Source organism: Exiguobacterium sp. s36 (assembly GCF_018618345.1).
Classification (GTDB): Bacteria; Bacillota; Bacilli; order Exiguobacteriales; family Exiguobacteriaceae; genus Exiguobacterium; species Exiguobacterium chiriqhucha.
In genome coordinates, this window is sequence record NZ_JACSLW010000001.1 from 836,444 (window position 1) to 860,741 (window position 24,298).

The window sequence follows — 24,298 nt, forward strand, 5'->3', positions numbered from 1 at the left end:
ATGCGTCACTGTTCCATCAATTGTCCGAGATACGACTTCACGTCTTCAAGTGAAGCAGTGTCCGGGTTCCAGTAATAGATGCCGTCGCTTTCTTTCCCACCCGTTCCTTCGAGGCGAAGGACGTCTTGGTTTTTGAAAGCAGCCATATAGTCGCTCGAGAGCGTCCGGATGTCTTTGAACGTCATGTTCGTCTTGGCGTTGTTGCCGAGCACGTCGAGCATGTTGTTGAATTTCGAGATCGAGAAATCATCTTTGCCTTTATTGACGAGCGCCGTGATGACATCACGTTGGCGCTCCTGGCGACCGAAATCTCCGCTCGGGTCGTCGTAGCGCATGCGCGTGTACGCGAGCGCCTCTGAACCGTTGAGCGTGAGTGCGCCCGGTTCGAACGTATGCTCACCTGACGTGAACGCCAAGTTGTTCGTCACGTTGACGCCGCCGAGTAGGTCGACGGTGTCTTGGAAGCCCTTCATATCAACTTCGGCCACGTAATCGATTGGGATGTCGAGCAAGTTCTCGACCGTGTCGAGTGCCATCTCGGCTCCACCGAACGCGTAAGCGTGGTTGATCTTATCAGAAGTCTCTTTGCCGACGATTTCCGTCTTCGTGTCACGCGGGATGCTGAGCATCGCGCTTTGATCCGTGTTCGGGTTGAGCGTCATGACGATGATTGAGTCGCTGCGACCTTGCTCGTCGGCACGACGGTCGACGCCGAGGAGAAGGACCGAGATCGGCTTCTTGTCGTTGATCGCTTCCGTCGTCATTCGTTCCGGGCTGAGGCCCGTCGACTCGTTCAACCGTTCGACGGTCGAATCGACTTGATTGTATAGATATGTAGCTACCCCGACTCCGATGAGCAGGAACAACCCTACTACGATTCCCGCGATAATCGCGATGCGCTTGACGGGTGAATTCTTCCTCCGGCGTTTCTTGACTCTTTTTTTCTTTTGCTCTTCCATGACATAACACCTTTCCTCGAACCCTTGAATGAAATAGACCAGGTTTTAGTTTAGCACGCAAAACATTGCGGCTTTTTAAATTATTTGTAAAAAAGGTAAATGATTGCCGAATGATGTCGAAATATTCGTTCGTTTTTAAGTATCGGATTTCCCTCATCAAAAGTTTAGGGTTTCGTCGACATTCCTTTGTAAGAGTACCACGCTTCTTTAGAGGTGAAACCGTTATCACATTTCAGTCATACGTATAAGGTCCTGCTTTTGGATTAGGACCTATATGAAATCGTGTCAATATTTAGTCGAATGCGCTGTTTTTTAGGTATGTTTCCTTATATTCAAAAACCTTTATGGGACAAATGGATGATTTTTTGTAATAATTGTATTGTTCGTAATGAAAATGTAAATTTAAATCCATTCATTGGTTGGAGGAATCGGCAGATGCGTTATGTCGTCACGTGCTTTTTAGAGAAGGAAGAGCCTTGTTCGTTCATCGTGTACGGGGGGTCAAAACATGAGGCTGCGTTCACGTTCGAGAAGACGTTGAAAGAGGCGAGCCCGCTCAATGACTATGTTGAATTGAGTGACGGCAAGCAAGTGAAGGTCGGTTCGATTCTCGCCTATCGAATCGATGACATCCCGCCCCTCTTTTGAAGTCCATCCATTTCGGGTAACCCTTATAAGGAAACCAAATCAACGAACGGGGTGAACCGATATGGAATTGGGGATGATCGGACTTGGGAAGATGGGGTTGAACTTGGCACTCAATTTGACGGACGGCGGGCACCGTGTCCTCGGCTACGACCCGGGCAACGTGTCGACGAGCCAGTTCGAAACGAAACAGTCACTCGAAGAAGTCGTCGACGGGCTCAAAGCGCCACGCGTCATCTGGGTGATGGTACCGGCGGGCGACGTGAACGAGCATGTCTTGAACGACCTACATGCATTGTTGTCTCCGGGGGATATCGTCATCGACGGCGGCAACTCGAACTATAAGGAATCGATGCGGCGGGCCGAGCACTTCAAGGACAAGCTCATCTACTTCTTTGACGTCGGTACGAGTGGTGGTATGGAAGGGGCACGACACGGCGCCTGTACGATGATCGGTGGGGATTTGGAGGCGTTCGGCAAAATCGAGGAACTGTTCCGCGACGTGTCGACGGATAACGGCTACTTGTATGCCGGACCGAGTGGCAGTGGCCACTTCTTGAAGATGATCCATAACGGCATCGAGTACGGGATGATGCAAGCCATCGCCGAAGGGTTCGAGATTCTCGAGAAGAGCCCGTTCGAGTACGACCACGAGCAAGTCGCCCGCGTCTGGAACCACGGCTCAGTTGTCCGCTCGTGGCTGATGGAGTTGACCGAGAGCGCATTCCATAAGGACGCGAAGCTCGACGAGATTAAAGGGGTCATGCATGCGTCGGGTGAAGGAAAATGGACGGTCGAGACGGCGCTCGAGTATGGGGTACCGGCACCGGTCATCGCGATGTCGCTCATGATGCGGCAGCGTTCGCTCGAAGAGGACACGTTTTCCGGGAAAGTCGTCGCTGCCCTGCGGAACGAGTTCGGCGGGCATGCGGTGGAGAAAAAATAATCGGTGTATGCGTCGGTCGAGTCGAACTCGGGCGACGTTTTTTTGTACTGTGACAGTTATCCGCTCGTCTCGATGCGAACAAACGTTGATATGAATGGGATTTCTATACATTTGGCGATTGAATGTACTAATTTCTGTAAAACTCTTTTCGTTTCAGCAGGCGTATGATGAAAGAGCAGCATATCTTGTGACACAGAAGGAGCCGGCATGATGCGTAAACTTCACGACTATAACGTCTACATCCCGAAAGAGCTTTATGAACCAGGAGACAGGCCCGTGTTCCGCAGACGGAATCATAACTGGCAGGACATGGAGGCATGCTTTGACAAACTCGTCGCCCAAGCGTTCCATGCGTTCGAGCATGGCGGGTACTTCTTATGTGAGGCGTACGCTCTGGTCCACACCCGTATTCACATGCTCAAGCTGAAACGAACGTGTGAGGATGGCCGCGGCGTCGAGATGCACGTGACTTATTTGCATGAAATGAAAGATATCTACGTCATGTTTTATATTGACGGTGTAGCGACCCGGGCGCGAACGGCTTGGCTGTCGAACGGGATTCTGATTCTCCAGCCGGACTCGTATGCGAATTGGCTCCACTTTGAACCATGCTGGGTCGGGGATCATTTCATCGACGAAATCTCGATTTTATTGCTGAAAGAGTTCCGCAAGATCGAGCTCCGATCAAGGTTCTAATGTGAACAGCCCCTAGATGTCTAGGGGCTGTCGCGCTGTCCCTCACTCCATGACGTTGCCTTCCGCCGGGATTGGCGTCTGCTTCAGTAGGTTCGCGAAATGGTAGAGGTTGTAAGCCATAACACGACCGTTCTTTTTCGTGAAGGCGTTGTCGCGGCCGGCATCGATATAGGAGTCGCCCGGACCGGCCTCACCGACCCAATACGTGTCGACGTTCGGCGGGACGGTGAAGCCGATATGGGATAGCCCGTACAAGATTGAGGCACAGGCGTGCTTCGCCCCGTCCTCGTTCCCCGTCACGACGACACCGCCGACTTTGTTGTAGTAGATGGCCTGGCCTTTGTCGTTCGTCAAGGCGCTTCCGCCGTACAGCCGCTCGATGACTTGCGTGGCGACGCTACTCTTCTCACCGAGCCAAAGCGGTGTCCCGATGATTAAGATATCGGCGGCCTTCACTTTCTCGAAGATTTGCGGCCACTCGTCCCCGTCCCCTTCATCTTCCGTCACTCCAAACGCGACGTTGTAGTCGACGACACGGACAATCTCCGAGTCGACCCCGAGTTTGTCGAAGTGCGGGATGATATCTTTCATGAGCCCTTCCGTGTGCGAGGTCGTACCCTCGCCTTTCAATGAGCAGTTCAAGAATAAGGCTTTCATCGAATCCCTCCTTAGATGATCAACAGTTAGGTGTTCCCGGTCTAAGGAAGGGATAATCGTCATGGTATGTCAAAAACGACCCGTCATCTATGTGATGACGGGTCGTTTTAAGAAGGTTAAACAAACATATGTTCGTTTTATGGTACAGCGCAAACAAGCGCCTATATATTCGCTTTTTCTATTTTTAGCTTAGCAAATCCCGCAACATAAGTCTATTCTTTCTCAGCTGGACTCCATACAGTAGAGATAGACTCTTGAAAGGAGCACAACGATGGAATCATACCGCTGGGACCTCAATCTGAAGGTTCGCTTGTTCGGCGAAGGCCTGTTCAACCTGTTGTTTTGGATGTACTTCCCGTTCATCACCGTCTATTTCGCCCAAACGCTCGGCGTCGAGCTGGCCGGTCTGCTCATGGCCGTACCGCCGCTGTTTCTTCTAATCGGTAGCTTAATCGGCGGTTCGCTGGCGGACGAAATCGGACGCCGTCCCGTCATGCTCGTCGGGACGTTCGCGCAAGGGTTCTTGTTCCTCGCCTTCGCCTTCTCGACGAACGCCTACGTCGACTATGTCACCTATATCGGCATCGGTTTCATGGGCGCCATCTATAAACCAGCCAGCTCGGCCATGGTCGCCGACCTCGTGCCGACTGAACATTTACGGGATGTGTTCGCGACGTTCATGGCGTCGAACAATATCGGCGCCGTGCTCGGTCCGATTCTCGGGGCGGTCCTCTTCTTCGAGAATCGCCAAGCGCTACTCCTCGGCTGCGCCCTCGTCCTATTCGGATACGGAGTGCTGCTCGCGGCGCTCACCCGTGAGACACGGCCGGGCTCGACAGGAAAGAAGGTCGCGACGACATTTCGCACTCAAGGGCGTTCGTATGCGACGATTCTGCGCGATCCCTTGTTCCGCCTCTATTTGATTGCCGGCGTGTTCGCTTTGATTCCAATCATGCAGCTCGACGTGTATGTACCAGTCTATTTGATTGAACAGGCCCCGGTCACGTTCGACGTCTCGAACACGGTCCTGTTCGGTTGGCTCGTCGCCTATAACGGGCTCTTGTTCGTCGTCTTCATCATGCCGGTCACACGCGTGTTCCGGGCGTGGGACGAACGGCGCGTCTTCCTGCTGTCGACGTTCCTCGCCGGCTTCGGGACGTTCCTCGTCGCCTTCTCGTCGAACATCTGGTATTTGCTCGTCGTCACGACATTGTTCACGTTCGGCGAACTGATCCGCTCCCCGGTCAGCCAAAGCTTCGTCAGCCGCTACGCGCCGACCGAGTCACGCGGACAATATCTCGCGGCCGATACGCTCCAAAACACGATCGGCAAGTTCCTCGCGCCGGTGACGGTGCTCGCCTCGGGCTTCGTCTCCCCGTACGCCGTGTTCACGCTCATCTTGCTGTCGGCGCTCATCGGGATGGGACTGTATGCCAAACTGTTCCACCAGCTCACACAACAAGACGGATGACCGCGGTCATCCGTCTTTCGCCTGTCCATCGAATAATTCCTCGCCCCGCTTCACCCGACCGTCGGGATACTTGTAAGCGACATGCTCGAGCGACAGCTTCGTCGGCGTATCGAGGCCGGCCGCGGCCGTCATGTTATAGAGCCCTTCGCGGAGCGAGATGATATAGTTCGTCACGCGGTAACTCTTCTCGTCGACGACGAGGGCGTGCTGCAGTTTCGGGTCGGTCGTCGCCACGCCGACCGGGCACCGGTTCGTATGACACACTTGCGCCTGGATACAGCCGACGTTGAACATGAGCCCCCGAGCGATATTGACGCAGTCGGCCCCGAGTGCGAGGGCGACGGCGATTTTGTCCGCCGTGACGAGTTTGCCGGAAGCGAACAACGTGATACGGTCACGAATCCCATATTGCAAGAGTAATTGATGCACATACGGGAGCGCCGCCTTCAACGGCAGTCCGACCGAATCGGCGAGCTCTTGGTATGTCGCCCCGGTCCCGCCTTCCCCGCCGTCGACCGTGATGAAATCGGGGTGTTTCCCAGATGACGCCATCTCTGAAACGAGCGCCTCGACGTCTGCGAGGCGTCCGACGACGAGCTTGATGCCAACGGGTTTGCCGCCGATGTCCCGCAGCCGTTCGATGAAGCCGAGCAGTTCGCGGTCCGTTTTGAACTCGGAGAACCGGTTCGGGCTGTCGATTGTGACGCCGATCTTGACGTTCCGGATGCGGGCGATCTCTTCCGTCACTTTCGCGCCATCGATATGGCCGCCCCTCGTCTTCGCACCTTGGGCGAGCTTCAACTCGAAGGCACGCACTTGCGGAATCTCACTCTTCGTTTTGAACGCCGCTTCGGAGAACGCCCCGTCCTCGGTCCGGACGCCGAACAGTGCCGGTCCGATTTGACAGATGAGGTCGACCCCGCCTTTCAAATGATGGTCCGACAGTCCACCCTCGCCGGTATTCATCCATGTCCCTTTGGCCCGACCGAGTCCGATCGACAGCGCCGTGATGGCGTTCTCGCCGAGCGAACCAAAACTCATCGCCGACTGACCGACGAGACCGCGGACATGGAACGGCTCCCGACACGTCTGTTTCCCGATGACGATGCTGTCCTCTTCTGTCAATAAGTACGGTCCGACGTCGCGTTCGACAATCCGCTCTTTCCGCGTGAACAGGTTGTCCTCCTCGACTTGATAGAGATGCGTCGTCACGGTCTCGCTGTTATCGATGCGGAGCTGGTTCCGGTTCGGCGGATAGAGCACGTTCTGCAGATAGAACCCGCCCCGCTCGAAGTCTCGCTCCGAGCCGAACCCGATAATGCGCGACTTATATTTCCCGGAAATAACGGCCGCCTCATAGTCGTTTCGCGAGAACGGTTTCGCCTCGTTGTCGTTCAAGAACAAGTATTGACGCATCTCGGGCCCGACCTTCTCCAAGATGTAGCGTACCTTGCCGAGAATCGGGAAGTTGCGGAGGACGGAGTGCTCACGCTGATGGCGGTCCTTGAGCCATAAATAGAAGACGAACAGGAACGGGGCGGCAATCATCGACACCATCAGGACGAGCACGATGGCGAGCATCGTCGTATTTACAGACATGAGTGTCTCCTCCCTCACGTATAGTCCTTATCCGATACCACGGGCCACCATTCCTGAAACGAAAAAAGACCGACGTTTCCGTCGGCCATCACTTCTTGATCAATTTGCTCGCTTTGTCGACTTTTTCTTTGTCGTGCTTCAACTGCTTTTCGATATCGTACGCCATATACATGTCGTTTTTAATCATGTAGTCGGCGATCTCGGCATGGTCTTCAATCGCTTGATTCAATTGCTGGATGAGCACTTTCCGGACTTCTGGTGACGCCGTCTCGGTCACAGCCACCGCATAGGCCCGAACGGCCGACTTCGCCGTGATGAGTAAATCGGTCGCAATCAGTTCGTCCCGCTGCTTACTGGCACGTTTCAAATTTTCGGTGATTCCCATATGTGTCTCCTCCTTACGCCTTATTCGGCAACAATTGTTTCAGTTCACTGATCGCTTGTTCGGTGTTCTTCAAATGCTTCCGGGCGATCTTCTGAAGCTTTTCGTCCTTGATGAGCGGTTCGCTCACATACCCTTTGACGAGCCCTGCTTGTTTCAAGGTCAACATCTCATGAATCTCTAGCACCTCATGAATCGCGAGTTTGTTTTTAGCCATCTTCCTTCCTCCTTTTCATCGTGTCGAATGGACATGCGCTTCTTCTCGTTTATGCTTGAGCAGCCATCCGTGGAAGATAAACTCGACGACGGCGGTCACAAGAGCCGTGTAAAGCGCGAGCAAGACGAAGCTCGTCTCCGTGCCGATATCGAAATCTAAAATCCACAGGAAGAACCACGTCAAGAAGAAAACGAGACCGAAATCAGCCGCTGTCGCGATCAGATTTCCGAACTTCCGCAAGATGAACATATCGCCCACCCCATAAGCGATCAGTCCGACCGCAATCGAAATCCAAGCGGCGTGGTACCATGGGACATCAAACCCGAGCGTCAAGACCGCGATAAACACGACAAGCAACGCCCCTAGTTTGAGACTCAGTGCCTTTCCATGATTCACTTGCATCGACGTTCACCCTTTCCCCGTGATGGCGTTCGTACATGGACCATGTTTCCATTCGTCCTCCCGTTCAAACAAAAAATTTAGCGATCATTATCGGACGAACATGATGAGAGTCAAACCATCACAATGGAAAGGTGGACTGTTAAATGCTGGACCTCAAGTCGGCTTCGGTAATGACTTGATCTCATGATTTTCTAGAAATATTTACAAATTGATTTCATGCCTTGTCCGGAAGGGATTTGACGGCCGGTCCTTCAATGACTTCCCCGTTCGGTTTGAAACGCGAGCCATGACACGGACAGTCCCACGAGCGCTCGGCTTGGTTCCAATTGACCGTACAGCCCATGTGCGTACAGGCCGACCCGACCATCGAGACGTGTCCCTCGGGATCCCGATAGGCAGCGACGTGTTCGCCATTATGTTTGACGATGGCACCTTCATCGAGACCGAGCTCATCCACTCGTTTGTCCGTCGGCTTCAATTTTCCTTTGACGAGTTCTTTGGCCACATCGGCATTCGTCTTGATGAATCGGGCCGCGTCCGCAAGCTTCCATTTCGAACGTGTCGGATCATACAGCTCCTCATAGCGGTTCGGTTGATTCGTGACCAAGTCGGCAATGAGTCGGGCCGCCACGATCCCTTGGCTCATTCCCCATTTCGAGAATCCGGCCGCGACAAAGACGTGCGGCGTATCGTTCGTCATTCGGCCGATGTACGGCACTTTGTCGAGCGTGATCAAATCTTGGGCCGACCAATGGTGGCTGAACGTCTCGGCACCGAAATGGCGGGTCCCGAACTCACCGAGCTTCTCGTAACAGGACATCGTCTCTTCCTTATGACCCGTCAAATGGTTCTCGCCCCCGAACATGGCCATCTTCTTGCCGTTGTCGAGTTTGACGTGCCGCAGTGAACGGCTTGGTTTATCGACGCTGATGAACATGCCTTCCGGGAACGTCTCGACCTCGGCCGAGACGACGTACGAGCGCTCGACTTCCATCTTCGCAAAATAGAGACCTTTGAAGTCGTTGAACGGGAAATGGGTCGCGACGACGACATCTTGCGCCTCGATCGAGTGACCTGTGATCGTCTCGAGTCGATGTGGCGTCCCGTACTCGATTCCCGTCACCCGCGTCATCTCATAGAGCGTCCCGCCAAGTTCGAGGAAGCGGTCCATCAACCCTTGTAAGTATTTGACCGGATGGAATTGAAGCTGGTCGCGCATGACGGTCGCCTTCTTGACGTCGTATGGCAAGAGACCGTTCACTTCGTCCGTGGCGTCACCACCGTCGATTCCGAGTTTTTCATATGCCTCTTCTTCTTTCTCGAGCAGTTTCGCCGAGCTCGAGGACGAGTGGGCGTACATATAGGCGTGCTGGCGCTCGAGGTCACAGTCAATATTGAGCGTGTCGACTTGCTCCTCGAGGAAACGGAGCGCGTCCATATTGGCCTCATAATAGAGCCGCGCTTTGTCCTCCCCGAGCGATTTGACCAGTTCGGTATAGACGACGCCATGCTGGGCCGAGACTTTAGCCGTCGTATAACCGGTCGTACCGGTCGCGAAACGTGCCGCTTCCACTAAAACGACCTGCTTCCCACGTTCGACCAACTGCAAGGCGGCGAGTACGCCGACGATGCCGGCCCCGACTACGACGACCTCGGTGTTGATGTCTTCGTTGAGCGGGTTGACCGTCTTCACGACGACATCGCGCCAATACGATTTCGGAAAATCTTGTAACATACGTGTCCCTCCTTCAGGAAAATCCAACGGTTTCGAATGCATGGATGAATTACCCTTCATTTGGGAACGAGAAACAAAAAAAAGAGACCTGCTTCAGGTCTCTTGGTCGCTCGGGATGACCACCTCATCGAATTGTTGATCGCGACAGAGCGTGATCGCCTGCATCGCGAGCTGGTAATCCGGTTCAGGTAACGTAATCAGCTCGGTCGGGAGCACCCATTCTTTGTTGTTATACAAATGGATGACGAGTTTGACGAGGATGAAATCCTGCTTCTCGAACGTGTTGTCGTCGATGATGGTCGCCGTGCTGATTTTCCCTTGCTCAAGGTCCATGTACGGCAAGAGGAGGTTCCGCACCCGCTCATTCCCGGCAATCACGTATAGGGCGGAGAAATACTCTTTCTTGACGTCACCGGGATTATGGAGGCGCTGGACCAACCGTTTGAACACGTCGTAGTGTTCGGTCGTCAAGAATTCAAGGTTGTTCATAGCTGTCGTTCCTCTCTGTATAGACGAAAATCAATCTGTTACTACTAATTCCACGATTTAATCAATTGTAACCCTCAGACGATACCCATACCCCTACTTGTATATGTAAATTTTTTCAAATTCCAGGTTTTTATACATATTGATAGTGGAACTATACCTTTGTCGTGCATTTACCAGTTGTTCAAACAAAGGAGGAGTTCTATGTTTCGCCATCAGAAGGAATTACAGTTCGAAGTGAACGTCGACCGTCCGGATCCGCAGCTCGCCCGTCAAATCCAAGAAGTGCTCGGCGGTCAATTCGGGGAAATGACCGTCATGATGCAGTACTTGTTCCAAGGCTTCAACTGTCGCGGGGAAGAGAAGTATAAGGACATGCTTATGGACATCGGGACCGAGGAAATCGGCCACGTCGAGATGCTCTGTGCCCTCATCTCGCAACTGCTCGACGGGGCGTCACCGGACGACCAGGCCGAGGCGGCCAAAGACCCGGCGACGGCAGCCATCCTTGGCGGGATGAACCCCCAGCATTTGATTGTCAGCGGGCTCGGCGGACTACCGACGAACTCGAACGGGGTGCCGTGGAACGGGTCGTATATCGTCGCGAGTGGGAACTTGCTCGCCGACATGCGCTCGAACTTGCATGCTGAGACGCAAGGACGGCTTCAAGTCGCCCGTCTCTATCATATGACGAAAGACGAAGGGGTCCGGAAAGTGTTCCGCAAGATGCTCGCCCGTGACCGCTATCACCAATATCAATGGATGGCAGCCATCGATGAGCTTGAGCAGAAGAACGGCGTCATCGTACCAGCAACCTTCACTGCCAAGGATGAGCTAGAGGCTGAGCCACACGGTCTAGAGTTTTGGGACTTGTCGGAAGGCAATGAGTCGAGCCAAGGCAAATGGGCGACGGGCAGCGCGCCGGATGGTGCCGGCGACTTCGTCTACTTGAGCGACCCGGCCCCGCAAGGCCAGAAGCCGGTCATGGAAATTCCGGACAAATCGCTCTATCATGACTTGGATGCCCCGGGTGGTGTCGAGAAAGTTGTCAAAAAAGTCGCCGATCAAATCAAACGGAAATAAGAAAAAGGCTGGCCCGTGGGTCAGCCTTTTCACATGCGTCGAAGCGAGATGGCTTCGCGCATTTTTTGGAGCGATTCTCGGCCTTCTTCCCCGCGGCGCATCATGACGACAGTGAACAAAGCGTCAATCAGGCTGAGCTCGGCGATGCGCGAGGCGAGCGCCTCGGAACGGAACTCTGTCTCTTGCGATACGGTATAAAGGGCGACGTCACACAGTTTCGAGAGCGGTGACTTCGCATAGTTTGTGATGGCGATCGTCGGCACCCCGCGCTCGTTCAACACTTTCGCGACGTCGAGCGTGTCTTTCGAGGCGCCCGAGTGCGAGATGAGGACGGCGACGTCGTCGGTCGTCAGCTGTGACGCCGACATGAGCTGCATATGCGATTCCAAGTTCGCTGTGACGAACAACCCGCTCCGGACGAACTTATGATACGCGTCGAGCGCGATGACGGCCGAGCCCCCGCTCCCGAAAAATTCGATGCGGCGGGCCGACAACAGTAGCGCCACCGACTTATCGAGTGAGGCCCCGTCCAAGATTTGTCGTGTCGCCTCGAGCGTCTTCACGTTCGACGTGAAGATTTTCTCCGCAATCTCAAGTGGCGTGTCTTCTTGCGAGATGTCCTCATGAATGTCTTGGAGCGGTGCGACAACGTCGGTGGCGAGCGCGATTTTCAGCGCCTGATAGCCTTTGAAGCCGACGCGCTGACAGAAACGGAACACGGTCGACTCAGCGACGTCGAGGTCGTCGGCGACTTGATTGATCGTATGGTGGATGATGCGTTCAGGCTGTTTCAAGATATAGTCGGCGATGCGTTGCTCTTTCTTGCCGAGTGTCGTATAGGCACCACGGATGCGGGCCAGGCCGTTCATCGATTCCATATGTCTCACCCTTTTTCTTTTTACGATACCGTTTCGAAAAAAATTCCGCAATGAAAAGAGGAACGTTTTATACGAACGCTCCTCTGATTCATCACTTGATCACTTTAATCGTTTTATCTTGCGTCTTATAACCATTCTGAGTCATTTTCACCTTAATGACGGTCCCTTGCTTTTGTTTCGGAATTGTTAAACGATAAGCACCTTTTGTATTGACTGTACTCGGCTTACTGATTGCCTTGGTGCCTACGTAGGCTTGCACCTTGGCACCGCGGTTGCCGTTCCCCGCCATGTAAGTGTGGCTTGATTTCACTGTTCCGATTTTGAAAGTTTTGAAAACGTATAGCACTTTAGTTTTGACTATGCGATCAAGGTATCCGGATTGCGACATTTTCACTTGGACCTCTCTACCGCCAGTTTGTGAAGTAATCGTCAGTTTGAATGTCCCGTTGCTTCCGATTTTGATTGACTTACTGATTGGGTTCGATCCAACGTAGGCGCGTACAGTTGCTCCAGGCTTCCCTTTACCGGTCAAAACCTTGTCCATGGCAGCTGGCGCAGACACAGTGAAAGCAGGTAGCATTTTTTTTACATAAACCTTTTTCATACTGACGTCGTACATAGAATGAGGATACAACTTGACGGTTAGCAGTGTCCCTGCTGGTTGTTTAGGAATCACTACTTTGTAAGATCCATTTATGATTTTCGTCATTTGACCAAGTCGCTGTGATCCTTTGTATACTTCCACATGTCCATTTGGTTCAAGCGCCTTTCCCGTCACAACCGTACTATTTTCTCCAATAGGATTGATTTCCCATGATCCCGTATAAGGAAACTTCAATCGAACCGAAACAACATCGCTATCCTCGCTCAACAAACCTCCCGTTTCGTCTAATTTTAAATGACCAACAATTTTATATTGATAGTCTTTGCGATGATCGAGTCGCGTATCAGCCCAGGCTGCTGTTTTCACAGTAGCAACTTGTTTGAACATGCCATTGTCCACTGCACGATACACATAAAAATGATCATAGTTTTGTCGATTCCATGAGAGATTGACTGATGTCGATGTGACATCTGATATCTTGATTCCTTCAATTTTTTTGATAAGGGAATCCCGAAATACGGTACTCGAAGAACCTTCCCAATCTTGATTTTCAAGTGTAAGTATCGGTTTTACTCGAATATAATGAGTGTCTTTTGGCGCAAGATACAAATGATAGTTTCGCTCGTTTACTTTATAACGTATAAAGCTTGCAAAGTCGGGATCGTTCGAGACATCGACGAAATAGAATGTGGTGCCGACCGTTCCGTTCCACGATAAGGTGGCATCTCCACCTTTTGAGACCACCTTCAAATTTGTAACTTCTGGTGCAGGTATAAATCGCGCATACAAATCTATTGATTCTGTCACATTTTGAAATAAGTCGATTTTCTCAGTAAACGCTTGATCTTTGTACCAACCAATGAAAAAATGATTCGATTTCGTAGGCTCTTGAATTTTCGATGAAAGACGTTCACCGTAGAAGAAAGGTACAGTATCAATAAGCTGATCCCCGTCTTTCAACTGAATATTGTACGTGTTCTTTGTATAGATTGGTTTATAGATTTGATCCTTGCTCATAGGCTCAAATTCAGGTGTCCATTGTTGTAATGTATACCCTTCTCGATCTGGAATTACAGTCGGTTGAGCCTTTTGATCAGGTTCGACATATTGAACATCGATTTGAACATTTTGATGATTCATGAACATCGCTCGGTAGCGAGGTGTCACTTGGACTTGCGTTGTACTAGAGAGACCTGAGATTTGAAACAAGACAGATTGTTCTCCTGTATTTTCAAGTATGTGATTCTGCCACAACATGCTCTCATTCAGCGGAACGGATATTTCTTTTCCAGTGTTACTCACAACCAAGGCTTGTCCATCCGTCAAATCAATCTCTTCATATTGGCGATACGTAGCCTTTTTTAAATTAATTTGTTTCACTACGATTGGATATTGCTGTTTTCCTGTCGGTCGCTCCAAGTCCTTTAATAATGGATAATGCTCCGAAGAAAACTCCCAAACGGCCGACGAGAAGTGAGGCATGAGTTCTGATACGACTGTTGCAGTAGGCGAAATGGTTTGTCCTTGTGCTGCTCCTTCACCTATTAAACGAGATTGCGTGACGCCGTAGACGCCCTGCATGGTCCCTTCGTATTTCCCTGCCAATGCCCCATGTAGATAAGATCTTCTTACGAAGCCACTATTATACGATGACTCGATTCTTGAATCTTGGTACGCATAGCCTACCAGACCACCTGATGTCACACTTCCTTGTATTTTCCCGATATTGAAACTGTTCTGAATGACTGAATTACTAATTGCGCTGCTTATCCCGCCTCCAGTAGAACCTGACAAGTCTCCCTCATTGTATGTTTGCTGAATCAACGATTGAGAAACTTCTCCGACGATTCCACCAATCGAACTATCTGATGTGACAATGTCACTCTGATTCATCCCATTACGAATGATACTTTCTTGGCCGGCATCCCCTACCAAACCGCCAATATCAGTCTGGCTTCCTTTTCCAAAGAAACTACCTGTGTTTTTTGCGTCCGTCAAGTTGGTCTTCCTCATGAACCCGATAATGCCCCCTACATCACTCCAACTTCCACTCGATTGAACAAAACCTTTATTCAATCCTTTTTCAACAATCGAGTAGGAAGCGTTACCGACAATTCCTCCGCTCGATTGGGTGGATTTGATGTCACCATCGTTTTCTACCTGGAAAAGCTTACTTTGAGACAAATAACCAACGATTCCTCCCGCTGAATCTCCCCCCTTGATGACACCATAATTTTTGGCAGACTCAATCGTCGTGTAAGATGCGCTTCCTAGTATTCCACCAATCCGATATTTCCCACTGATCGTCCCTTCATTCGAAACGTTCAGTACAAAAGACGGCTTCAAACTTGTCCCTTTGATTTCCCCAGCGATACCACCCACTGTGGATTTGAACAACGGTTCGATTGTTACAGAAACAGACGAATCAATTTGAATATTCTCCATCATGACAGATTCGCCATGTCCAAGAAGAGCACCACCAAAAAGTTCTAAATTGTTATCAATCCCAATCGTTAGTTGCGTTTCCGTAATGAAAAGATTACGGAATGTTGCATTTTTAGCATGACCAAACAATCCGATATGCGTCATAGAATCGGTTCGTTGTAATTGGTAGTTGGAGACAGAGAAACCATTCCCATCAAAAACACCGGTAAACGGTTTATCCTTCGTTCCGATCGGCAGCTGTTCTGTCCCCTTAAAATCCAAGTCATTCATTAGTCGATAATGCCCGTTCAGCTGATTCGAGATTTGATTAAAATCATCTACCGAATAAATATAGCGGATGTCCGTACTGGCTTGCACATCTCGTACTCCAAACGTTGCCCACATTAAGATGAACAAAATAAATAGATTGATGGTCTTCTTCATAGGTCGATTTTCACTCTCTTATAGTTAGATAGTTCTATTGTAAATCCGAAAGTAGCGTTTTACCTTTTGTTCAAAAATATTCCAAATCGTCTTTTGTTTCAATTTTGCTGAGTTCAATGTGCCAAACTATTGACCCACCGTGGAAAATATTCCCTTCACGTCAAGACAAATATGCTACGCTAGGAAAGCTCATTTTTGAGAAACTGTCCGTTTTCGTCCATTTGTCCCGATATTATTAAAGAAAGGTTTGGTCCCCATCGAACACCATCTCCATAGTACATACAGTCTTCCCCTCGTCTTGTTATCCATCGCCGTCGCCGTCTTCTCGGCCTTCGTCTCGCTCGATATTAGCAGTCGGCTCAAATATGCCGAACGAGTCTCGCGCATCCGTTGGGTGAGCGCCGGAGCCCTCAGTCTCGGGCTCGGCATTTGGGCGATGCATTTCATCGGGATGTTGGCATTCCATTTAGAGGCCGGCGTATCCTACCATATCGGTATCGTCATCGCCTCGATCATTCCAGCCATCGTCTCATCCGGGTTCGCCTTCTATATCGTCAGCCGGCAAACCGCACGACCACGTGACCTCGTCATCAGCGCCGTCTTCATCAGCATCGGGATCGTCTCGATGCATTACGTCGGCATGGAAGCGATGCAGATGAACGCCGTGTTGACATACGACCCAGTCATGTGGCTGTTATCGGCCGTCGTCGCGTTCGTCGCCTCGCTCGTCGGGCTGTATCTCTTGTTCTCGCTCCCAGACGTGTCACGGTTCCATTGGCGCAAGCTCGTCTGTTCGCTGTTGATCGGGCTCGCCGTATCCGGGATGCACTATATCGGCATGGGCGCGGCCGAATTCACCCCGTTCGCGACGCCTCAAGCATTGACCGGCTTCTCGATGGACAGCACGCTCCTCGCCTTCTGGATCGGCGGCAGTGTCACGACGCTGTTCGTGCTCATGCTGATCTCGCTTCGCAATGAGAAGCAACTCGAGCGTCAGTCCATCGAACTCGAAACGAAGTTCCAGTCCGTCATCGAGTCGGCGAACGATGCCATCATCGTCGCGGATGCCGAACGTCGCATCGTGCAATGGAACCACGGGGCCGAGCGCCTATTCGGATATGCTGCAAGCGAGGTGCTCGGGGAATCGATCACGCTCATCATGCCCGAGCGCTTTAAAGTCGCACACGAACAAGGCATGAAACGCTATCGCGAGACGCGCGAAGCAAACGTCATCGGCCGTACGGTCGAGCTCGTCGGCTTGCGAAAAGACGGGACCGAGTTCCCGTTCGAGATGTCACTCGGCACGTGGGAGACGGAGAAAGGTCTCTTCTTCAGCAGCATCATCCGAGATATTAGTGAACGGAAGCAAATCGAAGAACAAATTAACGACCTCGTCTATTTGGATACGTTGACCGGCCTACCGAACCGACGCCTGTTCAACGACCGGCTCGACGCCTTTCTTTCCCAAGGTAGCGAGTCGACGTTCTCGTTGTTTTATATCGATCTCGACAACTTCAAGGTCATCAACGACCGATTCGGCCACTCGTCAGGCGACGTCTTCTTACGTCAAGTGACGGACCGGCTGTTGACGACGATTACTAAGAGCGACACGCTCGCCCGTCTCGGCGGGGACGAGTTCGTCATCCTGTCACCGAACACCGGCAGCAACTTAGCCGCCCACCGCGCCCAACAGATTACGAACGTGTTGAACCAACCGTTCTTGCTCGAAAGTGAGGACGTGTTCACGAGCCTATCGATTGGCATTAGCCTCTATCCGTCCGACGGGCGGACGGCCGATGACTTGTTGAAGAACGCCGACATCGCCATGTATCGAGCGAAAGAGGACGGCAAGAACGGCTTCCAGTTCTTCACGAAAGACATGAACGAGTCTGTCGCGCGCAAGTCACAGCTCGCGATGGCGCTCCGGAAAGGCATCGGCCGCGGCGAGTTCTCGATTCATTATCAGCCGCAAGTGCACCTCGAGACCGAGGTGCTCATCGGTGTCGAGGCGCTCGTGCGTTGGACACATCCCGAGCTCGGCATGATATCCCCGGCCGAGTTCATCCCGATCGCCGAGGAGACCGGCAGCATCCATCGTCTCGGCGAGTACGTCTTGAATGAGGCGTGCCGGCAGAACAAGGCGTGGCAGGATGCGGGCGTCGAACCGTTCCGCGTCGCCGTCAACATCTCGGCGCTCCAGTTCGCGCAAAAAGATTTGCCGGACATTGTCAGCCAGGCGCTCGAGGAGAGCGGGCTCGCACCGGAATACCTCGAGCTCGAGTTGACCGAGACCGTCATCCAGAGCGCGCAAAGTGCCATCGAGACGATGGAGGAACTCGTCGCCCTTGGCGTCCACTTGTCGATCGACGACTTTGGCACCGGCTACTCGTCGCTCAGTTATTTGAAGCTGTTCCCAATCGACACGCTGAAAATCGACCAACACTTCACGAAGAACATCGAGACGGATTCGAAAGACGCCGCCCTCGTCAAGACGATCATCCGGATGGCGCACGAGCTCGGGCTGAACGTCATCGCCGAAGGTGTCGAGACGAAAGCGCAAGTCGCCTTCCTCAAGGCCGAGGATTGCAACCAGGCGCAAGGCTACTATTACAACAAGCCGATGCCGGCCGAAGAGCTCGACTCGTTCCTGTATCCGTATAAGAAAAGTGTCTGACCCTCGTCCCGCCTACTCGTTAGGTCGGGACGCTTTTTTTTGTTATTCGAAAAAAATTCCGTCATTCGACTTGTAAATCGAATTTAATTTGATATTATAGTGGAGAGATGGAAAAAAATTCGATTTAGAGGTGACGATATGCAAATCGGTTTGATTGGATTAGGCAAGATGGGATACAACTTGGCGCTCAACTTGAGCGACCACGGTCACAACGTCGTCGGGACGGACGCCGGGAACGTCGAGGCGACATCGAAGTTTGAGATCGTGCCGACGCTCGAGGACGTCGTCAACTCGCTCGAGACACCACGCGTCGTCTGGGCGATGGTGCCGGCCGGTGATATCACCGAGGCCGTACTGGCAGAACTGCTCGAGAAGCTTGAGCCAGGTGACATCGTCATCGATGGTGGCAACTCGAACTACAAGTTATCGGTCGCACGCGCCGAACAGTTCAGTGCCAAAGGCATCGCCTTCTTCGACTGCGGGACGAGCGGCGGCACAGAAGGTGCCCGCAACGGCGCCTGCACGATGGTCGGTGGTGACGCCGACGCCTGGCCGACGATCGAACCGATCTTCAAAGATCTCTCGGTCGAGAACGGCTACTTGTATACGGGACCGGCCGGCAGCGGCCACTTCTTGAAGATGATCCACAACGGCATCGAATACGGGATGATGCAGGCGATTGCCGAAGGGTTCGACATCTTGGAGAAGAGCCCGTTCGATTACGATTACGAACAGGTCGCACGAGTCTGGAACCACGGCTCGGTCGTCCGCTCATGGCTCATGGAGTTGACCGAGAACGCGTTCTCGAAAGACGCGAAACTCGACGACATCCGCGGCGTCATGCACTCCTCAGGGGAAGGAAAATGGACGGTCGAGACGGCGCTCGAGCTACAGGCGGCGGCCCCGGTCATCGCCATGTCGCTCATGATGCGCTACCGCTCGCTCGAGGACGACACGTTCTCAGGGAAAGTCGTCGCCGCGCTCCGCAACGAGTTCGGTGGCCACGCGGTCGTCAAGAAATAACCGCAAGGAAAAGGTCAGGGGTGGCCTTTTCCTTTGTGAATATTTGTAAACGGTTACACATACGGTAAAGGGGGAAATACATATGTCGGGTTCGACACTCATTTTAATCGCAGTCGCAGGGATTTTCTTGCTCTTATTCTTGGTCATGCGGACGAAGCTCCACGCGTTCGTCTCACTTCTCCTCGTCAGTCTACTCGTCGGGATCGCGGCCGGCATGCCGCTCGGGGACGTCATCGCCTCGATCCAGAACGGGATGGGCGGCACGCTCGGTTTCGTCGCTGTCGTCGTCGGTCTCGGCGCCATGTTCGGGAAGATGTTAGAAGTATCGGGTGGCGCGGAACGCCTCGCCCAGACGCTCGTCAATAAGTTCGGCGAAGACAAGGCGCAATGGGCGCTCGCCATCACCGGCTTCATCGTCGCCGTGCCGGTCTTCTTCGACGTCGGTTTCATCATTCTCGTGCCAATCGTCTACGGTCTCGCCAAAAAGACGGGCCGCTCGCTCTTGTACTACGGGATTCCGCTCCTCGCGGGTCTCGCCGTCACGCACAGCTTCATCCCGCCGACGCCGGGTCCGATTGCCGTTGCCAACTTGATTGGTGCCGAGCTCGGATGGGTCATCTTGTTCGGGGTCATCGCAGGGATTCCGGCAACGATTCTCGCCGGACCAGTTTTTGCGAAGTATATCGCCAAGAAAATTCACGTCACTATCCCGGACTATATGGAGTTCGAAGAGATTGATACGTCGAAAGAATTGCCGAGCTTCAAGATGATCGTCTCGCTCATCTCGATTCCGCTCGTGTTGATTCTCGCCAACACGTTGTCCGCCGTCTTGCTTGAAGAAGGCAACGGCATCCGCACGTTCTTCACGTTCATGGGTCACCCGTTCGTCGCCTTGACGCTCGCGACGCTGCTCACGTTCATCTTCCTCGGCACACGCCGCGGCTATACACGTGACGAGGTGCAAGAGATTGCGACGAAAGCGCTCGAACCGGCTGGGATTATCATCCTTGTCACGGGTGCCGGTGGCGTGTTCAAACAAGTGTTGATCGACTCAGGTGTCGGTGACGTGCTCGGAGAAATGATGGCCGGGTCAGCACTCCCGGCGATCGTGCTCGCCTTCTTGATCGCGGCCGTCGTCCGTGTCGCCCAAGGTTCGGCGACTGTCTCGATGGTCACGGCGGCAGGACTCATCACGCCGCTTCTCGAACTTCAAAATATCACCGGTGCCGCGCTCGGCCTCATCGTCATCTCGATCGCCTCGGGTGCGACGGTACTCTCGCATGTCAACGACTCAGGTTTCTGGCTCGTCAACCGCTACTTCGGGCTCAACGTGAAAGACACGCTCAAGTCGTGGACCGTCATGGAAACGATTATCGGATTGACCGGCTTCGCGGTCGTCTTCTTGATCAGCTTGTTTATCATTTAAGTTAGGAAGTGATGTGTGTGTACACGATTGGCGTCGATATCGGGACGACGAGCACGAAAGCCGTCCTGTTCCATAACCAGCAACAACTCGCGGTACATAACGTGTTGTACCCGCTCCTCACCCCGGACACGGAGACGGCCGAGCAAGACCCGGTCGTCATCTACGGGGCCGTGCTCGAGGCGATTTCCGCCGTCCGCGCCAAAGCCGACGGTCCGGTCCGCTTCGCCTCATTCAGCTCGGCGATGCACAGCCTGATCGCGCTCGATACGTCAGGTCGCCCGCTCACCCACAGCATCACGTGGGCCGACAGCCGGGCCAACCCGTATACGCAAGAAATCAAACGGAACTTCGATGCGAGTGCGCTCCATATGCGTACCGGCACACCGGTCCATCCGATGGCGCCGTTATCGAAGCTGCGTTGGCTGAAAGCCGAGCATCCGGATGTGTTCGCTCGGGCTGTGAAATTCGTTTCCATCAAAGAGTACGTCTTCTATCGCCTGACCGGACGTTTCGTCATCGACCACTCGATCGCCTCGGCGACAGGGCTGTTCAATTTGAAGGAATGCGATTGGGATCCAGAGGCGCTCGACGTCGCTGGCGTCACGCCCGAGCAACTGTCCGAGCTCGTGCCGACGACCGAGATTTTAACGCTTAAATCGGATGTTGTTGAGACGCTCGGCTGGGACTTCCCGCTCGTCATCGGGGCGAGCGACGGGGTCTTGTCCAACCTCGGGGTCGGGGCGTTCGAGCAAGGCGTCGTCGCCGTCACGATCGGGACGAGCGGTGCCATCCGCACAGTCGTCCGCGAACCGGTCGAGGACCCGAAAGGACGCATTTTCTGTTACGCCTTGACCGACAAGCATTGGGTCATCGGCGGGCCGGTCAACAACGGCGGCATCATCTTACGCTGGCTTCGCGACGAGTTCGCGGCGAGCGAGGTCGAGACAGCGAAACGTCTCGGGATGGATGCCTATGACGTGTTGACGCGCATCGCCGAGACGGTCAAGCCGGGATCGGACGGTCTGTTGTTCCATCCGTACTTGATGGGTGAACGGGCCCCGCTCTGGGACTCGAACGCACGCGGTTCGTTCTTCGGCTTGAGTATCCACCATAAGCGCGAGCACTTCATCCGCTCGGTGTTAGAAGGTGTCATCTTCAACTTGTATACGGTCATGCTGGCGCTCGACGAGTTGACGGGCGCACCGAATCGGATTCATGCGACGGGTGGTTTCGCCCAGTCGAGCCTGTGGCGCCAGATGATGGCCGATATTTTCGATACGCCTGTCGTCGTTCCGGAGAGCCATGAAAGCTCATGTCTTGGGGCGGTCATGCTCGGCGAGTATGCGTTCGGGGACATCGACGACTTCACGACCGTGCCGCAAGTGACGCACGAACATACGCCGAATCATGAAGCGACCACGATTTACCGGGAGTTGCTGCCGATTTATATCCGGCTCTCCCGCCATCTCGCAGAAGAGTATGAAGCGATTGCCGCGTTTCAAAGAAAGCATGTATGAGAAAAGACCAAGTTCATTGCGAACTTGGTCTTTCGTCATTTGAGGGGTGGCCTTTCCTTCCTGATTCTCGAGGACGGCCCGTACCTTGAAATCGCCCGTGTACTGGATTAGTCGCTCCTAGACCGACTCGAAGTTCGGATTTGACTCGAGCTGCCTAATCTGATGTTCGTTGAGGATGATTTTACTCATGGATGTGTTCCGCCGTCTGAATAAATAGGCTCGTTATATAAATTCGATTGCACGCAAAAAAAACCTGAATGCGCACTTTTTATCAAGTGTCTATCATTCAGGCTTCAGTTCAAAAAAAACGAATTAGCACCTATTGAACTAGCATTATTTTGAGTAAAGGGAAATGTAGCGGACACGGTAGTTCGAATCATAGAATACATACATCGGTAATTTGTTGTTGATTTTATATTCAGCTACTTCTTCAATATAATATCCGCTTAATTTTTTCCCTGCTTTTGTAAATTCAAAAGTTTCCCAATAGTCCCCATTAGAATTCCGTGGTTTTCCGAACACTTTCTGAAACTCGTACTTCGTAATATCGCGTTTTTGAAGAGACGGCGACATGGTGATAATGTTAATTTTTTGAGGTTTGGAACTTGAAGTGAACATGAACTCGCCTTGGTGACGACCTTTATATCCAAAGCCCCAATCGCTTTCAAACGTTCCAGCTGAACCTTTCACCTTTGCATAATCACCATACAGTTTATGAGGACTTCCAACGAAAGTCCCTCTCACCATCTGAGCTTTCTGTGATAATAGCCAACTATAGTCAGATGGACGCGGATCCGGTAACACAGTAACCGTGCGTTTAGCCGTTAGTCCTTCGTAAGTGGCTTTTAACGTGACGGTTCCTTTACTTTTTGCAACAATTTTTCCGTCTTTAACGTAAGCGATTTGAGGCTTGTCCGTGGTCCAGACAACTCCTTTTTTCACACTAGTTGTTTTTCCAGATGCTACTTTAACCATGAGCGACGTATTATACGTAGTCCCTGCTGTCAATTTCTGAAGAGTAGATGGAATATAAGCTGATATTGAACGTTCCATGAATCCATTTGCCAAGTACACATATGTATAGTCCCAATCTGTCGCTAACACATATTTTGCGCTCGCGGTTAAATCAATTGATTTGCCTCCAAAGTCTGTATTCATGTAAATCTTTTTTAAATCAAACGTATAGGGTGTGTTATTGATGGTGACGAATTGTCCGCTCGATTCAATATCTGCAATCGTTGCTTGTACTTGTAACGAATGAATAGGTTTGTCATATGAATTTGCTCCGAAACTGCTGACCATTTTGTCTCCAACGACGACAACTTTGTCACTTTGACTTATTGAGATGTCATTGACATCGGTCCATTCATGGACGAATTCGCCTTCATGCGTGTATAATCGACCACTGTTTTGATTTTCAACAAGGATGTAATGCTCTGAGGTCGTTACGTTGCCGGACTCGGCTCCACGCATCCATTTTACTTCATTTGTTGTCATGTCGTAGGCCGTTAACTTTTCATCACCAGATAGAATCAATACGGAACTGTTCGGAAGAAAATCTCCGCCGCCTTCAAAACTTTCCATCATTGACGGGCCAAATTCAATTTTTTCAATTTCCTCTTTTACTTCACCAAACGTATTAAACGATCGAATACCGTATGACCACATCAATACGACATGAGACTCGTCATCAGATACGGCCAACTTTGAGTATGAGCTATACGTTTCATAATCACGTAACAGTGTTCCAGTCTTTAAATCATACAAAACAAGTCCATCTCTATCACCAATACCATAAAGTTTGTCACCCACCACTTTGAACTCGTCAGTGATTGCCTGTGATAATTTGCTAACATTTGGTGTTGTCACTGCTGCGTCGACTTGCATCAATCCACTGATTGACATTAATCCTCCGAGAACAAATGCTAATATTTTCTTCATAAATACCCTCTTTTCTACAATTTCCCAACATTGTCCATCATATAATGTTTTTTAGTAGGGAAGTGGTGTTTTTTTAACGAAGGGGTAAT

At 52.0% G+C, this 24,298-nt stretch carries 20 protein-coding genes; 9 read left to right on the plus strand and 11 right to left on the minus strand.

The window, feature by feature from the left end:
- Positions 1–5: 5 nt before the first annotated feature.
- Positions 6–959, minus strand: coding sequence for an LCP family glycopolymer transferase (locus tag KNP95_RS04145; protein ID WP_214835606.1), 954 nt, complete (start codon positions 957–959; stop codon positions 6–8).
- Between the two features lie 435 nt (positions 960–1,394).
- Between KNP95_RS04145 and KNP95_RS04150 the strand changes: the two genes are divergently transcribed.
- From KNP95_RS04150 to KNP95_RS04160, 3 genes are all read left to right on the plus strand, one after another.
- Positions 1,395–1,607, plus strand: a complete 213-nt coding sequence (locus KNP95_RS04150; protein WP_029594793.1) for a hypothetical protein — start codon at positions 1,395–1,397, stop codon at positions 1,605–1,607.
- A gap of 61 nt (positions 1,608–1,668) precedes the next feature.
- The gene (gene gnd, locus KNP95_RS04155; RefSeq protein ID WP_214835608.1) at positions 1,669–2,550 is read left to right on the plus strand and encodes a phosphogluconate dehydrogenase (NAD(+)-dependent, decarboxylating); all 882 of its coding nucleotides are present in this window, start codon (positions 1,669–1,671) and stop codon (positions 2,548–2,550) included.
- 207 nt (positions 2,551–2,757) lie between these two features.
- Positions 2,758–3,246, plus strand: a complete 489-nt coding sequence (locus tag KNP95_RS04160; RefSeq protein ID WP_214835611.1) for a hypothetical protein — start codon at positions 2,758–2,760, stop codon at positions 3,244–3,246.
- Positions 3,247–3,288: 42 nt separating this feature from the next.
- On the opposite strand, the gene KNP95_RS04165 is transcribed toward KNP95_RS04160, so the two are convergent.
- On the minus strand, positions 3,289–3,903 hold the full coding sequence (locus KNP95_RS04165) for a flavodoxin family protein (protein WP_214835612.1): 615 nt from the start codon (positions 3,901–3,903) through the stop codon (positions 3,289–3,291).
- A gap of 271 nt (positions 3,904–4,174) precedes the next feature.
- On the opposite strand from KNP95_RS04165, the gene KNP95_RS04170 reads away from it, so the two are divergent.
- On the plus strand, positions 4,175–5,374 hold the full coding sequence (locus KNP95_RS04170; RefSeq protein ID WP_214835615.1) for an MDR family MFS transporter: 1,200 nt from the start codon (positions 4,175–4,177) through the stop codon (positions 5,372–5,374).
- Between the two features lie 6 nt (positions 5,375–5,380).
- Here the strand turns inward: KNP95_RS04170 and KNP95_RS04175 are convergent, their stop codons facing one another.
- The 6 genes from KNP95_RS04175 to KNP95_RS04200 all read right to left on the minus strand — a co-directional run bounded on the left by KNP95_RS04175 (position 5,381) and on the right by KNP95_RS04200 (position 10,198).
- On the minus strand, positions 5,381–6,973 hold the full coding sequence (locus tag KNP95_RS04175; protein WP_214835618.1) for an FMN-binding glutamate synthase family protein: 1,593 nt from the start codon (positions 6,971–6,973) through the stop codon (positions 5,381–5,383).
- A gap of 88 nt (positions 6,974–7,061) precedes the next feature.
- On the minus strand, positions 7,062–7,358 hold the full coding sequence (locus KNP95_RS04180) for a spore coat protein (protein WP_058764647.1): 297 nt from the start codon (positions 7,356–7,358) through the stop codon (positions 7,062–7,064).
- Positions 7,359–7,371: 13 nt separating this feature from the next.
- Positions 7,372–7,572, minus strand: coding sequence for a hypothetical protein (locus KNP95_RS04185; RefSeq protein WP_029594786.1), 201 nt, complete (start codon positions 7,570–7,572; stop codon positions 7,372–7,374).
- A 15-nt stretch (positions 7,573–7,587) separates the two neighbouring features.
- Positions 7,588–7,974 (minus strand): DUF2512 family protein, encoded by a 387-nt coding sequence (locus tag KNP95_RS04190; RefSeq protein ID WP_214835621.1) that lies wholly within the window; start codon positions 7,972–7,974, stop codon positions 7,588–7,590.
- Between the two features lie 214 nt (positions 7,975–8,188).
- Positions 8,189–9,709: an FAD-dependent oxidoreductase gene (locus KNP95_RS04195; protein WP_214835624.1), complete on the minus strand. Its 1,521-nt coding sequence runs from the start codon at positions 9,707–9,709 to the stop codon at positions 8,189–8,191.
- Between the two features lie 93 nt (positions 9,710–9,802).
- Positions 9,803–10,198: a hypothetical protein gene (locus tag KNP95_RS04200; protein ID WP_214835627.1), complete on the minus strand. Its 396-nt coding sequence runs from the start codon at positions 10,196–10,198 to the stop codon at positions 9,803–9,805.
- A gap of 201 nt (positions 10,199–10,399) precedes the next feature.
- Between KNP95_RS04200 and KNP95_RS04205 the strand changes: the two genes are divergently transcribed.
- Positions 10,400–11,278 carry a manganese catalase gene (locus tag KNP95_RS04205; RefSeq protein WP_214714365.1) on the plus strand — a complete coding sequence of 293 codons (879 nt, stop codon included), beginning with the start codon at positions 10,400–10,402 and terminating at the stop codon, positions 11,276–11,278.
- A 29-nt stretch (positions 11,279–11,307) separates the two neighbouring features.
- On the opposite strand, the gene KNP95_RS04210 is transcribed toward KNP95_RS04205, so the two are convergent.
- Positions 11,308–12,156, minus strand: coding sequence for a MurR/RpiR family transcriptional regulator (locus KNP95_RS04210; protein ID WP_029594780.1), 849 nt, complete (start codon positions 12,154–12,156; stop codon positions 11,308–11,310).
- Positions 12,157–12,247: 91 nt separating this feature from the next.
- A complete protein-coding gene (locus tag KNP95_RS04215; RefSeq protein WP_214835630.1) occupies positions 12,248–15,628 on the minus strand; it encodes an InlB B-repeat-containing protein in 3,381 nt (1,126 codons plus the stop codon).
- Positions 15,629–15,875: 247 nt separating this feature from the next.
- Here KNP95_RS04215 and KNP95_RS04220 point away from each other — a divergent pair, with 247 nt between their 5' ends.
- From KNP95_RS04220 to gntK, 4 genes are all read left to right on the plus strand, one after another.
- Positions 15,876–18,302, plus strand: a complete 2,427-nt coding sequence (locus tag KNP95_RS04220; protein WP_285801144.1) for a bifunctional diguanylate cyclase/phosphodiesterase — start codon at positions 15,876–15,878, stop codon at positions 18,300–18,302.
- A 138-nt stretch (positions 18,303–18,440) separates the two neighbouring features.
- Entirely contained in the window at positions 18,441–19,325 is an 885-nt protein-coding gene (gene gnd / locus KNP95_RS04225) for a phosphogluconate dehydrogenase (NAD(+)-dependent, decarboxylating) (RefSeq protein WP_021066251.1), read from the plus strand.
- A gap of 82 nt (positions 19,326–19,407) precedes the next feature.
- Positions 19,408–20,751: a GntT/GntP/DsdX family permease gene (locus tag KNP95_RS04230; RefSeq protein ID WP_214835633.1), complete on the plus strand. Its 1,344-nt coding sequence runs from the start codon at positions 19,408–19,410 to the stop codon at positions 20,749–20,751.
- An 11-nt stretch (positions 20,752–20,762) separates the two neighbouring features.
- Positions 20,763–22,268, plus strand: a complete 1,506-nt coding sequence (gntK, locus tag KNP95_RS04235; RefSeq protein ID WP_214835636.1) for a gluconokinase — start codon at positions 20,763–20,765, stop codon at positions 22,266–22,268.
- 333 nt (positions 22,269–22,601) lie between these two features.
- On the opposite strand, the gene KNP95_RS04240 is transcribed toward gntK, so the two are convergent.
- Positions 22,602–24,209 carry a hypothetical protein gene (locus KNP95_RS04240; RefSeq protein WP_214835639.1) on the minus strand — a complete coding sequence of 536 codons (1,608 nt, stop codon included), beginning with the start codon at positions 24,207–24,209 and terminating at the stop codon, positions 22,602–22,604.
- Positions 24,210–24,298: the final 89 nt, after the last annotated feature.

Coding starts and splice junctions, on each gene's coding strand:
- KNP95_RS04185 (WP_029594786.1), bottom strand. CDS start 7,572: ATGGCTAAAAACAAACTCGCGATTCATGAGGTGCTAGAGATTCATGAG.
- KNP95_RS04240 (WP_214835639.1), bottom strand. CDS start 24,209: ATGAAGAAAATATTAGCATTTGTTCTCGGAGGATTAATGTCAATCAGT.
- gnd (WP_021066251.1), top strand. CDS start 18,441: ATGCAAATCGGTTTGATTGGATTAGGCAAGATGGGATACAACTTGGCG.
- KNP95_RS04210 (WP_029594780.1), bottom strand. CDS start 12,156: ATGGAATCGATGAACGGCCTGGCCCGCATCCGTGGTGCCTATACGACA.
- KNP95_RS04215 (WP_214835630.1), bottom strand. CDS start 15,628: ATGAAGAAGACCATCAATCTATTTATTTTGTTCATCTTAATGTGGGCA.
- gnd (WP_214835608.1), top strand. CDS start 1,669: ATGGAATTGGGGATGATCGGACTTGGGAAGATGGGGTTGAACTTGGCA.
- KNP95_RS04195 (WP_214835624.1), bottom strand. CDS start 9,709: ATGTTACAAGATTTTCCGAAATCGTATTGGCGCGATGTCGTCGTGAAG.
- KNP95_RS04180 (WP_058764647.1), bottom strand. CDS start 7,358: ATGGGAATCACCGAAAATTTGAAACGTGCCAGTAAGCAGCGGGACGAA.
- KNP95_RS04200 (WP_214835627.1), bottom strand. CDS start 10,198: ATGAACAACCTTGAATTCTTGACGACCGAACACTACGACGTGTTCAAA.
- KNP95_RS04170 (WP_214835615.1), top strand. CDS start 4,175: ATGGAATCATACCGCTGGGACCTCAATCTGAAGGTTCGCTTGTTCGGC.
- KNP95_RS04165 (WP_214835612.1), bottom strand. CDS start 3,903: ATGAAAGCCTTATTCTTGAACTGCTCATTGAAAGGCGAGGGTACGACC.
- KNP95_RS04160 (WP_214835611.1), top strand. CDS start 2,758: ATGATGCGTAAACTTCACGACTATAACGTCTACATCCCGAAAGAGCTT.
- KNP95_RS04145 (WP_214835606.1), bottom strand. CDS start 959: ATGGAAGAGCAAAAGAAAAAAAGAGTCAAGAAACGCCGGAGGAAGAAT.
- KNP95_RS04230 (WP_214835633.1), top strand. CDS start 19,408: ATGTCGGGTTCGACACTCATTTTAATCGCAGTCGCAGGGATTTTCTTG.
- KNP95_RS04150 (WP_029594793.1), top strand. CDS start 1,395: ATGCGTTATGTCGTCACGTGCTTTTTAGAGAAGGAAGAGCCTTGTTCG.
- KNP95_RS04190 (WP_214835621.1), bottom strand. CDS start 7,974: ATGCAAGTGAATCATGGAAAGGCACTGAGTCTCAAACTAGGGGCGTTG.
- KNP95_RS04205 (WP_214714365.1), top strand. CDS start 10,400: ATGTTTCGCCATCAGAAGGAATTACAGTTCGAAGTGAACGTCGACCGT.
- KNP95_RS04175 (WP_214835618.1), bottom strand. CDS start 6,973: ATGTCTGTAAATACGACGATGCTCGCCATCGTGCTCGTCCTGATGGTG.
- gntK (WP_214835636.1), top strand. CDS start 20,763: ATGTGTGTGTACACGATTGGCGTCGATATCGGGACGACGAGCACGAAA.